Origin of the sequence: Nitratireductor aestuarii (genome assembly GCF_014641695.1) — a bacterium.
GTDB classification, from domain to species: Bacteria; Pseudomonadota; Alphaproteobacteria; order Rhizobiales; family Rhizobiaceae; genus Chelativorans; species Chelativorans aestuarii.
In genome coordinates, this window is record NZ_BMIF01000002.1 from 255180 (window position 1) to 269297 (window position 14118).

The 14118-nt window shown below is 61.6% G+C and carries 11 protein-coding genes and 1 pseudogene; 3 read left to right on the forward strand and 9 right to left on the reverse strand.

The annotated features are described in order from the left end of the window. Positions 1 to 2: 2 nt before the first annotated feature. Positions 3 to 1041: pseudogene (locus tag IEX27_RS04875) on the forward strand (glycerophosphodiester phosphodiesterase family protein). Here IEX27_RS04875 and IEX27_RS04880 read toward each other — a convergent pair. The 9 genes from IEX27_RS04880 to IEX27_RS04920 all read right to left on the reverse strand — a co-directional run bounded on the left by IEX27_RS04880 (position 967) and on the right by IEX27_RS04920 (position 10111). Then, the gene (locus tag IEX27_RS04880) at positions 967 to 1842 is read right to left on the reverse strand and encodes a bifunctional 5,10-methylenetetrahydrofolate dehydrogenase/5,10-methenyltetrahydrofolate cyclohydrolase (RefSeq protein ID WP_188719814.1); all 876 of its coding nucleotides are present in this window, start codon (positions 1840 to 1842) and stop codon (positions 967 to 969) included. The pseudogene IEX27_RS04875 and the gene IEX27_RS04880 sit on opposite strands and share 75 nt — an antisense overlap. After that, complete coding sequence (locus tag IEX27_RS04885) at positions 1842 to 3002, reverse strand: hypothetical protein (protein WP_188719815.1); 1161 nt, start codon at positions 3000 to 3002, stop codon at positions 1842 to 1844. Before IEX27_RS04885 ends, IEX27_RS04880 begins: the two co-directional genes overlap by 1 nt. A gap of 80 nt (positions 3003 to 3082) precedes the next feature. Next, the gene (locus tag IEX27_RS04890; RefSeq protein ID WP_188719816.1) at positions 3083 to 3934 is read right to left on the reverse strand and encodes an ABC transporter permease; all 852 of its coding nucleotides are present in this window, start codon (positions 3932 to 3934) and stop codon (positions 3083 to 3085) included. Positions 3935 to 3938: 4 nt separating this feature from the next. Next, positions 3939 to 4739, reverse strand: coding sequence for an ABC transporter ATP-binding protein (locus IEX27_RS04895; protein WP_210315499.1), 801 nt, complete (start codon positions 4737 to 4739; stop codon positions 3939 to 3941). Between the two features lie 46 nt (positions 4740 to 4785). After that, positions 4786 to 6033, reverse strand: coding sequence for an NAD(P)/FAD-dependent oxidoreductase (locus tag IEX27_RS04900; protein WP_188719817.1), 1248 nt, complete (start codon positions 6031 to 6033; stop codon positions 4786 to 4788). Positions 6034 to 6054: 21 nt separating this feature from the next. Next, positions 6055 to 6636 (reverse strand): NAD(P)H-dependent oxidoreductase, encoded by a 582-nt coding sequence (locus IEX27_RS04905; RefSeq protein WP_188719818.1) that lies wholly within the window; start codon positions 6634 to 6636, stop codon positions 6055 to 6057. A gap of 5 nt (positions 6637 to 6641) precedes the next feature. Then, positions 6642 to 8033, reverse strand: coding sequence for an FAD-binding oxidoreductase (locus IEX27_RS04910; RefSeq protein WP_188719819.1), 1392 nt, complete (start codon positions 8031 to 8033; stop codon positions 6642 to 6644). Then, the gene (locus IEX27_RS04915) at positions 8030 to 9319 is read right to left on the reverse strand and encodes a cytosine deaminase (protein WP_188719820.1); all 1290 of its coding nucleotides are present in this window, start codon (positions 9317 to 9319) and stop codon (positions 8030 to 8032) included. The genes IEX27_RS04910 and IEX27_RS04915 overlap by 4 nt, the downstream gene beginning before the upstream one ends. Further along, positions 9320 to 10111 (reverse strand): creatininase family protein, encoded by a 792-nt coding sequence (locus tag IEX27_RS04920; protein WP_188719821.1) that lies wholly within the window; start codon positions 10109 to 10111, stop codon positions 9320 to 9322. It abuts the gene before it with no gap. A gap of 193 nt (positions 10112 to 10304) precedes the next feature. Between IEX27_RS04920 and IEX27_RS04925 the strand changes: the two genes are divergently transcribed. Both IEX27_RS04925 and IEX27_RS04930 read left to right on the forward strand, forming a co-directional pair. Continuing rightward, positions 10305 to 10811: an ureidoglycolate lyase gene (locus tag IEX27_RS04925; RefSeq protein ID WP_188719822.1), complete on the forward strand. Its 507-nt coding sequence runs from the start codon at positions 10305 to 10307 to the stop codon at positions 10809 to 10811. Beyond that, positions 10808 to 14080 carry a hydantoinase B/oxoprolinase family protein gene (locus tag IEX27_RS04930; protein ID WP_188719823.1) on the forward strand — a complete coding sequence of 1091 codons (3273 nt, stop codon included), beginning with the start codon at positions 10808 to 10810 and terminating at the stop codon, positions 14078 to 14080. The genes IEX27_RS04925 and IEX27_RS04930 overlap by 4 nt, the downstream gene beginning before the upstream one ends. Positions 14081 to 14118 lie beyond the last annotated feature (38 nt).

Consider the following 14118-nt stretch of genomic DNA (forward strand, 5'->3'; position numbering starts at 1 on the left):
AGATGATCGTGCTCCGCAAGATACTGGCCGGAACGGGGGCATTCATCGTTGTCGTATGGCTGCTGAACACCTCATTGCTGGCGACGGCGCCGGAAGGGGCGAAGCCCAGGCTGATCGCCCACCGCGGTGTTCACCAGATCTTTAGCAGCGAGGATCTCGATAACGACACCTGCACGGCCGAGCGCATCTTTCCGCCGACCCATGAGTTCCTCGAAAATACGCTTCCCTCGATGCAGGCGGCCTTTGAAAAGGGCGCCGGGGTGGTGGAACTGGATATCCAGCTGACGCCTGACGGGGAATTTGCCGTGTTTCATGACTGGACACTCGACTGCCGCACCAACGGCAGCGGCGTGACCCATGAGACCGCGATGGCGAGGCTCAAGGAACTCGATATTGGCTATGGCTATACGGCGGATGGGGGCAAGACCTTTCCGTTCCGAGGCAAGGACACCGGCATGATGCCGACCCTCGAAGAGGTGTTTGGCGCGTTTCCGGATGGCAAGTTTCTGCTCAATTTCAAGAGCCAGAGGGTGGAGGAAGCCGCAGCCCTGGCCAGGATGCTCGAGCAAAGTCCCGTTTGGCAGGAGACGGTGATTGGCGTCTATGGCGGAAGCATCCCGACACGCGAAAGCATTCGCCTGATCCCAAACCTGCGAGGCTATGACAAGCAATCCGCTGTGTCCTGTCTTGCTCAGTATCTCGCCTTTGGGTGGACGGGTATCGTGCCGGGGGCCCTGCCGAAATGCGCTGGTGATCATACCGGCGAACTATGCCTGGCTGCTCTGGGGCTGGCCGCACCGCTTCACCGAGCGCATGCGCGAGGCGGGGAGCGAGGTCATCCTGCTCGGGCCGTATGGCGGGGGCGGATTTACATCGGGGATAGACGATCCTGAGCAGATCGGCCTGATCCCCGATGATTTTGACGGCTATGTCTGGACCAACCGCATTGAGACGATCGGGCCGATATTACGCCCCGAGGGGGGTGACGGACGCTTCAGCCAGCTGGAGGAGGTTGGCGAGGAGGAAGGCGCGGGTGAGTGACCCAACCGAGCCGTGGCGTGGCGTCTTCCATCCGGCAACGGATGCGACGTCGTCTGCGATGTCGGAGACCATCCGGCCCTCGCTGTCATAGGTGATGCCGACGCCAACAACCGCAGCGCCAGGGTTCACCATGTCCTTTGTCACCAGATCAGGCACACCAGCAGCGGAGATGATCACATCGGACTGAAGGGCGAGCTCGCCGATTTCCGGCGTTCTGCTGTGAGCGAGTGTAACGGTGGCGTCGATACCCTTCATCGAGAGCAGCATCGCAAGCGGACGACCAACAAGTGTGCCACGGCCGATGATCAGTACGCGCTTGCCTGCGATCGGTACGTCATAGGCGGTCAGCAGCTCCAGAACGCCAGCAGGCGTGCACGGCAGGACTGTGGGATTGCCGGTCAAAAGCCGTCCGAGGTTGAACGGGTGGAGACCGTCGATGTCTTTGGTCGGCAGGATGGATGAGGCCGCAATACCTTCATCCAGCCCTTCCGGTAGCGGAAACTGCACCAGGAAGCCGTGGACGGACGGATCCTTGTTGAGATGCCGGACCTCGGCCAGCAGGTCACGTTGGGAAGTCATCACAGGCAGAACGATTTCGCGGGACAGGATACCGACTTCACGGCAGTCCGCATGCTTACGCTCGACATAGGAACGGCTGGCGGAGTTGTCACCGACAAGAACGGTGGCGAGTGCTGGTTCTACGCCGGCACGCTTGAGGCGCTCGACCTGAGCAGCCAGCTCGCCGCGTTTGCGGCGAGCCAGTTCGTCACCATCGAGAACGATGGCTTGATGACGGGTCATCAGTTCTTGAACCCGATCGATGGGTCGATGAAGCGGTTGGTCACGACGTCCTCCGGCTTCACGTCCGGGTTCGCGCGCTCGTCCAGCCAGCCCTTGACGATCTCGTGCATCTTCGCAACGCGATCCATGTCGAACGCACCGACCGCACCATTGGTGCTGTTGGCGACAACGCCGGCTTCCTTCATTGTCTTGGAGCCGTATTCCATCATGCCCATCGGCGTCTTCCACCAGCTGGTGGCATTGCCGGCTTCATTGAACTCGAAGATCAGCTTGTTCACTTCAGCCGGATCGTTCACGTAGTCGATGGTGGCCTGCTGGATGATCGGAACCAGCTTCTCAAGGCACGGTGCCAGCTCTTCCAGGCGGTGCGAGGCAACGGCCAGCATGCCGGTGTAGTTGTCGTAGCCTAGCTCGCCAACCGTCACGGCGTCGATCGGCTTGTTCCAGTTCATGCCAGTCGAGAACTTGTAAGGCTCGCTGGTGATGAAGCCCTGGTTCAGCCAGGTGCCGTTGTTGGTGACGAAGTTTTCGCCGTCGCCACGGTAACCTTCCACGAAGACATCCTTGGAAACACCGGATTCAACCAGCCACAGACCGAAGGTGCGCTGGATCGTCGAGACGTAGATCATGCCCTTGCCGGATTCAGCGAAGGCCTTGAGGTCGTCGATGCTGTGGAAGCCTTCCGGATAGGTGCCGCGATCCCACCAGAGGCCCTGCGGAGCCTTCTCAAGCGGGGTGACGACGCCCACAACCGGGAAGCGCTTGGAGAAGATGAACGCGCCGTCCAGCTCCTGGAAGCCCATGTGCGGAACAACGCCAGCCTTGGAGTTGCCGTTATGAAGCGCTGAGTAGGCGGTCTCACCGTCACCGAGGCCAATGCCGCCGCCACCTTCCAGGATGGTGAGGTTGATGCCGGTGCTGCCCAGCGGGCCGGTGTACTGGCCGCTCGACATTTCGCCGCCGGTGCCGATCATCTGGTAAAGGCCGCCATGCTCAGCCTGAGCCAGCCAGTCCTTCTGGATGATGAACGGGTTCGGGCAGACGTCCGCGAGCGGCGTGGTGTAGTGTTCCTTGGCGAATGCGCCGGGCTCGGCCTGCTGTGCAAGAGCCGAGGACGCGATTGCCGCTGCGCCCAGCAATGCGAGAGTGAACTGCTTCATCGTGACCCCCTTGAGGTTATTATTGGTCCTAGTTCCAGCTTATTTTCTTGTTGGTTGCAGAGCGAGCCCCTTTGGAGGTGCTAGCCCTGTTTGCCTCCCGATTCATGCCACTCGGAGAAGAGGTAATTTCCGAGCCAGCTGAAGAAGAGATAGACGGAGACCGAGAGCACCGTCGAGGCGATCAGCGCCGCATACATCTGCTCGTACTTGAAGTCGATCTTCGAGTTGATGATCATCTGGCCGAGACCGCCCTTGCCGGCAAGGAAGAAGAGCTCCGACACGATGGCGCCTACCACGGCCATGCTTGCGGAGATGCGCAGCCCGGCAAAGAGCGACGGTGCAGCCGATGGCAGGGCGCACTTCCAGAGCGTGGTGAGCCAGCCTGCGTTCTGCAGCTTGAAGAGGTCGAGCGCACCGCGATCCACGCTCTTGAGGCCAAGGAGAAGCGTCGTCGGGATGGCAAAGAAGGTCATCTTCGCAACGATCAGCATCTTCGGCATGAAGCCGAAGCCCAATGCCGTCTGGATCAGCGGAATGATTGCCAGCATCGGGATCGCCTGAAGCGCCACGATGTTCGGCAGCAGACCACGCTCCAGGATGAAGTAGCGGTACATGATCAGGCCAAAGATCATGCCGAGGGGGATAGAGATGGCGAGGCCTGCGAGGGCGATGGAAATCGTCACCAGCGAGCGGCTGCCGAGGTCGGCCCAGACTTCCGGCTTGGAGAAGGCATTCTCCCAGAGCTCGTAGGCGCTCGGCATCAGGAACATGCGGTGCGGCTCAAGATTGGAGCGGATCCAGGCATAGAGAAGCAGCAGGAGGGCGGCGACGACCAGCGGCGGCAACACCTTAATGATGCCACGCACGAGGGCTCCCTGGGGCTTGGGAAGCGGAACCGGCTGGTAGAGCTGTGCGGAGGTGAGTTCTGACATGATACTAGCCCTCGATGGCCTGGCGCAGCGAAATGGAGATCTCTCCGCAAAGGGCGGAGAAATCGGCGTCATAGCGAAGTTCAGGAGCACGCGGATAGGCGAACGGTACGTCGAATACCTGCAGGATGCGACCCGGCCTGCGCGACATGACGATCACCTTGGATGACATGTAGACGGCCTCAGGGATCGAGTGCGTAATGAAGAGGCCGGTAAAGCCCTTTCGCATGTAAAGGTCGATCAACTCGTCGTTGAGGCGTTCACGCGTGATTTCGTCCAGCGCGCCGAACGGCTCGTCGAACATGAAGACGCTTGGGTTCAGCGCCAGCGAGCGAGCAAGGGACGCGCGCATCTTCATGCCGCCGGAGAGGCGCTTCGGATAGTGGTTCTCGAAGCCCGAAAGACCGACGAGATTGATCTGCTCCTGAGCAATGCGGCGGCGCTCCTCTGGGGAGTAGCCGCGCAGCTCCATCAACAGCTCGACATTGCCCAACACCTTGCGCCACGGCAGCAGCGTTGCGTCCTGGAAGGTGTAGCCGAGGTTGTTGCGGTCAACCGTGACAGTACCGGAGGTCTGGGGGATGAGGCCTGACGCGATCTTGAGCAGGGTGGACTTGCCGCAGCCGGACGGTCCCACAACCGATACAAACTCGCCCTGCTTGATATGCAGGGTCACGTCTTCGAGGGCCAGTGTTCCGTCAGGAAACTGCATTCCAACCCGGTCGAAAGCGAGCGCGTTTGCCTGACTGGCAGCGCCATCGACTTTCCGGTTTTCCTGCGCAGACAGCGTAGCCGGATGGTGTTCCATCTAAGCCTGTTCCCCTTTCTTATCGTTCGTTTCGGGCAACGCCATTTCAGAACCTCCCGATCGAAAATGGCGAAAGATCTATTGTAGCCGGTTTTCCTGCGACAAGCCGCGCAATCTGGCGGCCTGTTGGCGCGCCCGAGCAGATGCCTACGTGCTGGTGGCCAAAGGCAAGGAAGGTGTTCTTGTACCGGGGCGACCGGTCGATGACCGGAAGGCTGTCCGGCAGACAGGGCCGATGACCCATCCACTTCGACGGGGAAGCGGTGTTCAGATCCGGGAACATCTGCGTGGCGATCTCCATCAGGCGATCAGCGCGGGCATAGTTCGGTGCTGCATTGAGGCCGGCAAGCTCCACGGTTCCGGCAATGCGCAGCCCCGGCTGCATCGGATTGACGAAGACGCTGCGCTTGTTCCACATCACGGTGCGACGAACGTCGATCTGCGGATCGGCAAAGGTCACGTGATAGCCGCGCTGGGTCTCAAGGGGGGCAGAAGCACCGAGCTTCTTTGCGAGCTTGCCCGACCAAGCGCCTGCGGCCAGCACAAGCTTGTCGACCGTGCGGCGTCCGGCGCTGGTGATCAGCGCGGTCGGACCATCCGGCCCGATCTCGACGTCCTGCACTTCGGCCTCGATGATCTGGCCGCCGTTTTCGCGGACACGGTTCGCGATGGTGCGGACGAGCTGGTAGGGATCGATCGTGCGGCCGTTCTCCGGTGCAAATATGCCGAGTTTGAAGTGCCGGGAAAGGGCGGGCTCCAGCTGATAGATCTCGCTTTCGCTGATCTCGGCCATCTCCGCGCCAAGCTTGCGGCGAAGTTCGAGCGACCAGCCAGCGGCGTCCAGCTCCTGTCTGGATTCGTAGACGTAGAGGCAGCCGTCGCGGCGGATCAGGTTGTTGAACTCGCCGTGGTCGAGGATCGCCCCGTAGTCGTCAAAGACCGTCACCATCAGGTTGCGCATGGCCTTGGCGACGCGCTCCACTTCGCTGCGCGTTCCGTGCCTCAGGAAACGGAGGAGCCAGGGTGTGACGATCGGCAGATAGGACCAGCGGATGGTCAGTGGCCCGAGCGGGTCCATCAGCCAGGACGGCACCTTGGACATCATGCCGGGCATGGCTACGGGCAGGATGGCGCTCGGCGAGACCGATCCGGCATTGCCGAAGGAGGTGCCGCGGCCGGGCTCCTGTCGGTCGATGACGGTGACGGAAAAGCCTTCCTGCTGGAGAAAGGCAGCCGAGCAGATACCGACAATGCCAGCACCGATTACCGTCACATGCCCCTTGTTCTGCGTCATCTGCCTTGCCAATCAACCTGATCAGAAATTCGCCATCGCCTTGCGGACGCGGTCAAGGTAGTCCTCGACCATCTGCGGCGTGACGTTATTGATGTTGTAGAGAGCGTGATAGCTCACCTTCACTGTCGGATGACAGACCGCACGCAGGAAACGCGTTCCGTTCTTGCGCGGAGGATCACCGAGGACGAAGGCGCGCCAGCGCGGCGAGCCATAGGTGGTGACCGTCGCGAGCTTGCGGATGTTGGTGAGGCCCGGTGTCAGCACGCCATTGGTGAGCTTGAAGGAAACGTCCGGCAGGAATACCCGGTCAAAGTAGCCCTTGAGGATTGCCGGCCAGCCGAAGTTCCAGACCGGATGGCAAAGCACGACGCCTTCTGCCTTCTGCAGGCGCTGCACGTAAGAGCCGATACGCTTCTGGTTGATGGAGGTATCGTGATACTCCAGCCGATCCTCGGCCGAGAGGACCGGGTCAAAGCCTTCCGCATAGAGGTCGAGGTCATCGACCGTATGGCCCGCCTTCAAAAGCTCCTCGACGACGATGTCGTGAAGCTGGGAGGCAAGGCTGTCCTTCAATGGGTGGGCGTAAATCACATGGACGTGCATGGAGGCTATTCCGCAAACAGGTAGGTTTTGCCAGGGACGGGAACCCAATCCGGATTAACCCAAGCGATCATCTTGCCCGGGTTCATGAGACCCTTGGGATCGGTCTCCTTCTTGAAGGCAAGCTGGTCAGGGTTGGTCCGCTTCATGCCGCCTTCCTCCAGGGTGACACGATGGGGGTTGAATACGGGGAGGCCGAGCTCAGCCTCGAAAATCTGGATGATTTCCTCAAGCCGCTCGTTGGTCGTGTGGCGGATGAGGGGGATGCCGACGGGCGACACCACACCATCGAAGCGGGTGAACTCGAAGTGCAGGAGGACTTCGTCGCCGAAGGTCTTCTTCACTTCCGGGATCTTTTCGAGCATCACCGGGCGCGGCATCATCATCTGCACATAGGTGATGGTCGGATCGACGCGCAGGGCGCGCAGCGTGGTGTGATTCCAGGCGAGCTCGAAGGCTGCCGGAAGGCGCGCGCCCTCACCAAGTTCATCGTAGCGCAGGCGGATCTCAGCGCCTTCAAAGCCGGCGACGCGCGTTGCCAGAGCATCGAGCGTGTCGCGCGAGACCATGACTGCCAGAACAGCCTCGCCTTCCTTGAGGTATGGCCTGTGGCGCAGGAAGTAGGTGGTCGGGATCGGATCTTCGAAGGTGGAGATCATCCGCTTGAGGATCGCCTGATCCTCGCCCACCTCGATCGCGAGCTTGCAGGCGTTGGCGAAGGTGTCGACGCCGATCAGCACATCCACCCAGTCGACGGCGGGATCGGCGGGCATTTCCACCTCAACCAGCACGCCGTTCACGCCGTAGGCATGGGCAGCCTTGCTGATGTCGGGGCCCGTCAGGTCGATTACACGGGGGTTTTCCTCAAGGGTGATCAGGCGCAGACGGCGAAGGTTGGCAGGGTTGCGCAGACCGCCCCAGCGGATCGCGCCGACGCCGCTCGAACCGCCAGCGATGAAGCCGCCGATCGTGGCTGTAGCGACGGTCGAAGGGAACAGGCGGATCTCCTTGCCCTTTGCATGCAGCTCGTGATCGATCTGCTCGAGGATCGCACCCGCCTCGGCAACGAAGTAGTCGTCGCCGATCTCGAGAACGCGGTTCATGTGCTTCATGTGCAGGATGACGCCGCCGAACAGCGGCATCGCCTGTCCGTAATTGCCTGTGCCTGCGCCGCGCACCGTTACCGGGACATCGTATTTCCAGCAGGTCGCGAGGATCTCGATGATCTCTTCCTGATTGCGCGGGGCAACCACGAAGTCGCCGACCACGTTCTGCAGCTGCTCCTTCAGGATCGGGCTGTACCAGTAGAAGTCGCGGCTCTTCTGCTGAACCGTCTTGGGGTTGTCATCCAGATCAAGATGGGAAAGTGCCTCTTTGCACGCGGCCAGGTTTGGGGTCATGCGAAATCCAGTCCGAACAGATCCCGCAAATCCGAGCTGCGGGAAGACAAGTTTATCCCATTCCGGAAGACCATCCGGTTCGCATGCGACTGACCGAATAGGTCGTACCAGTCGGTCGCATCGAAGGCGATAAAATCAGCTTTGGCGCCGGCCGCGATCCGTCCAGCATCGGGAAGGTTCAGAGCGGCGGCAGCGTTGCGGTAAAGCTCGGGAACCCATGCGCCCACCGCTGTGTCCAGATGAGCGAAGCGGATGGAAGAACGCATCACCTCAAGCATGTCGAACTCCCCATAGGGGTAGAACGGATCCTGGACGTTGTCGGAGGCGAAGTGAACCGACACGCCTGCGGCGCGCAGTTCGTGTGCCAGCGTCAGGCCGCGCATGCGCGGGGTGCGTCCGGGTTGCCGGTCCTGAAGGTAGAGGTTCGAGTGCGGCAGCGAAATGACATAAATGCCGGCTTCCGCGACCTTGTCGATGAGCGCGGCGACCTCGGCTTCCGGGCGGACGGAGAGCGAGCAGCAGTGGCCTGCAACGACGCGGCCCTTGAAGCCGGTGCGCAGCACGCTTTCGGCGATCAGCTCCAGGCCGATCGCATTTGGATCAAGGGATTCATCGACGTGAAAGTCGACGTCGAGTCCGTAGTGTGCGGCGATTTCAAACAGCTTGTCGAGGCGGTGGGAGGTTGCCGAGCCCGTGGGAACGAAGGCGCCCACGACACCGCCGATTTCTGCGATCTGGCGGCAACGCTCGGGGAACTCGTCGGTGTCGACCCGCTCCAGCGCCATCAGAGCAACAGCCTGCAGCGTGATGCGGTCGCGCCATGTCTCGCGGAGCTCGGTGAAAACCTTCCAGGAGGCGCTTTCGACAGGCTGTTCCGGGGTGTCCAGATGGGTGCGCATGACCGACGTGCCGCGCGAGTAGGCAAAGGACAAGCCCTTTTCCATGCGCTCGGCGAGATCGTCGCGCGTGCGGTTGGGAATGTCCGCCGTTGCAAGGTGGATCGCGTCGAGCAGTCCGCCCTGCGGCACACCCGTGCGGCGGATGATGAACGCCTTGTCCAAGTGCACGTGGGAGTCGATGAAGCAGGGCAGCACCATGCGACCGCCCATGTCGACTGACGGAGCGTTGGCGGCCAGGGAGATCCGACCGTTTCCGTCTATAGCGAAATCAGTAACTGCCAGACCCGTTACAGGGTCGTGGTCGCGCAACTCCAGACCGCTTGCGAGGGCGGCTGGTACTTTGACATTTACCAGCGAAACCGGCCGATATGGAGTTTCGCCCGACATCTACGCCCCGGGACCGAACGGGATCTTGTGCACAGCCACTTCGCCCAGAAGGCGAGCGTAGCGCTCGGCGGCGTATTCCACGATCGCCTTGCCTGCCTCGACGGTGGCGAGATGGGCCTGGCCAGCCGCACCTTCCGGGTGCATGTCGTGCATCATCCAGCCAACGGAAACGGGGCCGGTCATGCGCAGGATCGCATTGTTTTCCGCAACTTCGCGCACAGCGGGGACGAAATCCTTGGCCTTGCTCATATCCACCAGGTCTTCGCGGAAGTAGAGCATCGCGGAGGTTTCGACGAAGCCGGCGTGAATGCCGTCGCGCGCTTCATTCTCGGGGAGCAGACCTTCGGGGGTGCCCATGGTCAGCCAGCCGGCGCAGACGACAAACATGTCGGCTTCGATGCGCAGCTGGCGGGCTGCAAGCTGCAACACCGGAACATTGCCCCCATGGGCGTTCATGAGAACGAGGCGACGCACGCCCGCGCGGGCAACGCTCTTGCCGATGTTGACGATGGTTCCCAGCAGCGTCTGCGCATCCAGCGTCACCACTCCGGGGTACTTCAGGTGCTCGTCGGACTTGCCGTAAGAGACGGTCGGAAGGACCAGGACATTCGCGTCGGTTACACGCTTTGCCGCTTCCAGCGCCATACCCGTTGCCAAAGTGGTATCAACCGACACGGGAAGGTGGGGCCCATGCTGCTCGATCGCGCCAACCGGCAGCAATGCGACCGTGGCATCGTCTACAAAGGAAGCGAACTCTGCTGATCTCAGATCAGCCCACATGCGAAAGGTCATGACATATACCGATTATCGAGCAGCCGTTCGCTTAGCGTCGCAATATTGCAAAATTCCGTCAAGCGATAATTCGCGCGTATACGCGCCCGGCGCGGCTTCCGAGCAAGAGGGTGATGGTCGTAATTGACAGCTTTATCCGCATAGGTGTTATGATATTTGAGCAAATGATCGATAAACGAACAGGATTTTTGCTGTGAAGCCGTTGTTGCGCCTGACCTCCGAGAACTTCAGCCCCTATGGATATGTCGGTCAGGTCGGTGAGGGTCTCGTCAAGACGATCCGCAACGGTGGCGCTATCCTCACGAAGTCGCCAGTGAGCTTCGAGCACGACGAGGCGGCGCCTGATCACGCACTTGAATTTTATCAGGTGAAGCCTGAAGGCGCCAGCCTGACGGCCGTGCAGGCCGAGCGTCACCCGCATTCCTCGCAGATGTTCATCCCGATGTCGGTCGAGAAGTATCTGGTTGTCGTGTGGCCGGATCATCCGGAGACGGGTTGCACTCCGGAAGCCTTCGTGGCCGGACCCCAAGACGTGGTGATCTACAGGCCGGGCGTCTGGCATCACGGCATTGTTGCCCTTGGCCGGGAAGGCACGTTCGCATCGACCATGTGGAAGACGCGCGGCGGCACGGATGCCGAGTTCCTGCAGCTGCCGTCACCCCAGATCATAGACCTTACTGGCTACGGGGATGTTGCATGAGCGCCATCGGGATCGATATCGGTTCCAGCTTTGTCGATCTGGCATGGACAGGCGAGGGGGCGGTCAAGACGGCCAAGGTTCCCTGTGGCGATCGCGCGGCGGCTGAGGCCATTCTTCATGCGCTGGATCAGGCGAGTGCCGAATGGGCGGTTGAGCTTTCCAAGGTCAATGAGATCCGCATTGGCTCGACGGGTGCTGTAAACATGCTGCTCACGCGGAGCGGCGCGCGCGTTGGGCTGATCACCACACGCGGGTTTCACGACACACTGGCGCTGGCACGGCAGAACCGCGCCGATCTCTACGACCCGGTGGCGCGTTCGCTCTCGCCGCGCTTTCTGGTTGCACCCGGTTGTATCGAAGAAGTTGGCGGCAGGCTTGATGCGAAGGGTAACGAGCTTGAGCCACTCTCCATCGATGACGTCAGGACGGCTGCGGCAAAGCTTGTGGCCGAAGGCGTTGAGGCAATAGCGATCTGCCTGCTCTTTTCCTACGTGAACGCCGCGCATGAGCGGGCGTGTGCCGAGATCATCAAAGAGGCTCATCCGGACCTGCATGTGGTGCTTTCGAGCGAGGTAGACGGCGCAGCGCGGGAATATGAGCGCACCGTGTCGGCCTGTCTTGAGGCGTGGCTGCGGCCATGGCACGTGCAGACGCTGAGCCAGATCGAAGCGGGTCTGAGGAGGCGCAAGTTCGGCGGCCGGCTCTCGTTCGGCGATTCGCGCGGGTTGCTTCTGAACCCTGCTGATGCAGCGGCGAAGGTCATCAATCAGGTTGCGAGCGGTCCGGCTGCGGCCGCAAATGCTGCGGCGCGCATTTGTCGCGAGCATGAAGCAAAGCTTGCGATCATGATGGACGTCGGCTCGGTGAGCACCGACATCGTGCTGATCGAGAATTTCGCACCTGCATCGACTGCTGGCGGGACCTTTGCGGGCGTTCCGATCCGTCAGCCGATGACAGACGTGGCGAGCATCGCGCTCGGCGGAAGGAGTAGCGTTACGGTAACAAATACCGTTATCGGGCTCATTTCCGGCGGGGCTGGCCCGAACCTCACCGATGCCCTCGCGGTGCTTGGCGCAATTCCGGAAGTTCTCGCCCCCGAAGCGAAGGAGCGGCTGAAATCGGTGGCGGAGCAGCTTGGGCTGGACTTGCCTACCGCTGCAGAGCACGTCCGGGATGCAGCTGCCGATGCGATCGCCGAGGCTATTCTGGGCTATGCGGTGGGCCGCGCTGTCGATCCGGCATCCGTGACGGTGGTGGCTTCCGGCGGGCTAGGCGGCGTTCTGGCGCCGGCGGTGGCCAATCGTCTGGGCGCGGAAAACATCATTGCGGGGCAAGCGGCGTCGGTCGCCGGAGCGCTGGGCCTGCTCAATGCGCGGCACGTGCAGGAGCAGGTGCTGCCGATAAACAAGTCTTTCGGTGCGCTTGGGCCAGAGGATCTTCCGCAGGAAGATGGAGAGGCCAGCTTCACGATGGAGGTGGCACCCGATCCATTCATGCATCCGGTGCGGCTGGTGATTGATGGAGCGCCGACAATCGACGCGCTGAAGTCGACCTATCGCGCTTACTATCTGAGGCGATTTGGGGCAGAGCCGCAGGCCGCAGGCCATCTGTTCTCGCTGGTGCGTCAGGTTTTCGAAGACGATGCGCAGGTACCGCTGTCGCTGACCGGCAGCAGTGTCATCAATCGTGGCAAGGGATCGGGCGAAGTTCGCCCACGCACCCTGCAGATGCGGCTCGACGCCATCGCGCAGGGCATGCAGGAGACGTTGTTCCGCACGGCTGTTTCTCCCGTGGTTCGCGAGGGTAATGATGCGGCGGCAGCGCTGCTAACGCCGGATGGCGAAATCATCGCGCTTTCGAACGCCATTCCCCTGCTGCTCGGCGCGCTGGGTGGATCGCTTGAAGCCATTCTGGACGTGTTTCCGGCCGATGAAATGCGGGAAGGCGACCTGTTCTTCATGAACGATCCGTTCCGCGGCGGAACGCATCTACCGGACATTACCGTGGCAATGCCAGTGTTTGCCCAGGGAAGGCTGGTCTGTTTCGCTGCGACCATGCTGCATCATCAGGACGTGGGCGGCATGCGCGCGGGGTCGGTTCCGCCTGACGCGGTGGACATTTTCCAGGAAGGCCTGCGACTGCCGCCAACAAGGCTTGGCAGTGGCCGCCGGATCGACGCCCGCGCGGAAGATCTGATCCGCTGCAATTCCCGTATGCCGGATACGGTGTTGGGCGATCTTGGCTCACAGATTGCAGCTGCGGTGCAGGCGGAAGATGCGTTGCACCGGCTGGTCGGAGAGATGAGCGCGGACGCTTTCGTGCAGGGTGTGGCGACGTGCCTTGACCTCGGAGAAGAGCAGGCGCGGCGTGTGATCTCGTCCATGCCATCCGGCCCTTTCTTCGCGCAGGAGATGCTGGACCCGACGCCGGGACTTCCCGACGTGGTGGTGAAGCTCAAAGTCGAATGCGATGGCTCAACCTTCCGCGCTGACTTTACGGGGTCGGTCGCACAGGTGACCGCACCCATCAACTGCGTACGGTCGGGGCCGTTCGCTGCGTCGTTCTACAGTTTGCTCAGCGCCCTGGGCGCAACGCCGTTTCGCAACGGTGGGGTGGTGCGCTGCCTCGACCTCGTGCTGCCTGAGGCGAGCGCCGTGAACGCTTCCATGCCGGCTGCGGTGAACGCGCGTACCGGCATCGTCCGGGCGATCACGTCAGCGCTGCTGCAGGCGATGGCGCAAGCGGCGCCGGAGCGTATGCCGGCCGCCAATTCCGGCATGTCTTACGTTCTCGCCTTCTCCGGGAAGCGCGATGACGGCAGGCCGTTCGTCTCAACGGAAATCATCGCTGGCGGCGCTGGTGGCGGTCCGAACGCCGACGGCGAGTCCGGCATTTCCACGGACGTCGGCAATGCCATGAACATGCCTGCGGAAGCGCTCGAGTCGCTCATTCCCGTCCGGCTGGTAAGTGCCGGGTTCAAGAATTCCGGGGGTGCTGGCCGCTACCGTGGAGGTGATGGCATCCGCCGCGTCTACGAGGCGCTGCAGGATGGAATCCAGGTTTCATTGCGTGGTGAGCGGTTCCATACGGTGCCTCCGGGTTTGCTCGGAGGTCAATCGCCCAAACCAGCTTTTGCAGCAGTCGAACGCGTTGACGGCACGACAGAAATATTGCCAACCCGGTCGACGCCGAAGCTCAACAAGGGTGACAGGCTGATTGTCGAAAGCTGCGGTGGCGCGGGTTACGGGCATGCGGGGGAGAAACGATGAAGAATTTGGCGAACGCGCCGGTGGCTGGCAAAGATGCG

Excerpts from the sequence above, each read along its gene's own strand:
- IEX27_RS04900 (WP_188719817.1), bottom strand. The coding sequence starts at position 6,033 with ATGACGCAGAACAAGGGGCATGTGACGGTAATCGGTGCTGGCATTGTC.
- IEX27_RS04890 (WP_188719816.1), bottom strand. The coding sequence starts at position 3,934 with ATGTCAGAACTCACCTCCGCACAGCTCTACCAGCCGGTTCCGCTTCCC.
- IEX27_RS04920 (WP_188719821.1), bottom strand. The coding sequence starts at position 10,111 with ATGACCTTTCGCATGTGGGCTGATCTGAGATCAGCAGAGTTCGCTTCC.
- IEX27_RS04915 (WP_188719820.1), bottom strand. The coding sequence starts at position 9,319 with ATGTCGGGCGAAACTCCATATCGGCCGGTTTCGCTGGTAAATGTCAAA.
- IEX27_RS04895 (WP_210315499.1), bottom strand. The coding sequence starts at position 4,739 with ATGGAACACCATCCGGCTACGCTGTCTGCGCAGGAAAACCGGAAAGTC.
- IEX27_RS04910 (WP_188719819.1), bottom strand. The coding sequence starts at position 8,033 with ATGACCCCAAACCTGGCCGCGTGCAAAGAGGCACTTTCCCATCTTGAT.
- IEX27_RS04905 (WP_188719818.1), bottom strand. The coding sequence starts at position 6,636 with ATGCACGTCCATGTGATTTACGCCCACCCATTGAAGGACAGCCTTGCC.
- IEX27_RS04930 (WP_188719823.1), top strand. The coding sequence starts at position 10,808 with ATGAGCGCCATCGGGATCGATATCGGTTCCAGCTTTGTCGATCTGGCA.
- IEX27_RS04880 (WP_188719814.1), bottom strand. The coding sequence starts at position 1,842 with ATGACCCGTCATCAAGCCATCGTTCTCGATGGTGACGAACTGGCTCGC.
- IEX27_RS04885 (WP_188719815.1), bottom strand. The coding sequence starts at position 3,002 with ATGAAGCAGTTCACTCTCGCATTGCTGGGCGCAGCGGCAATCGCGTCC.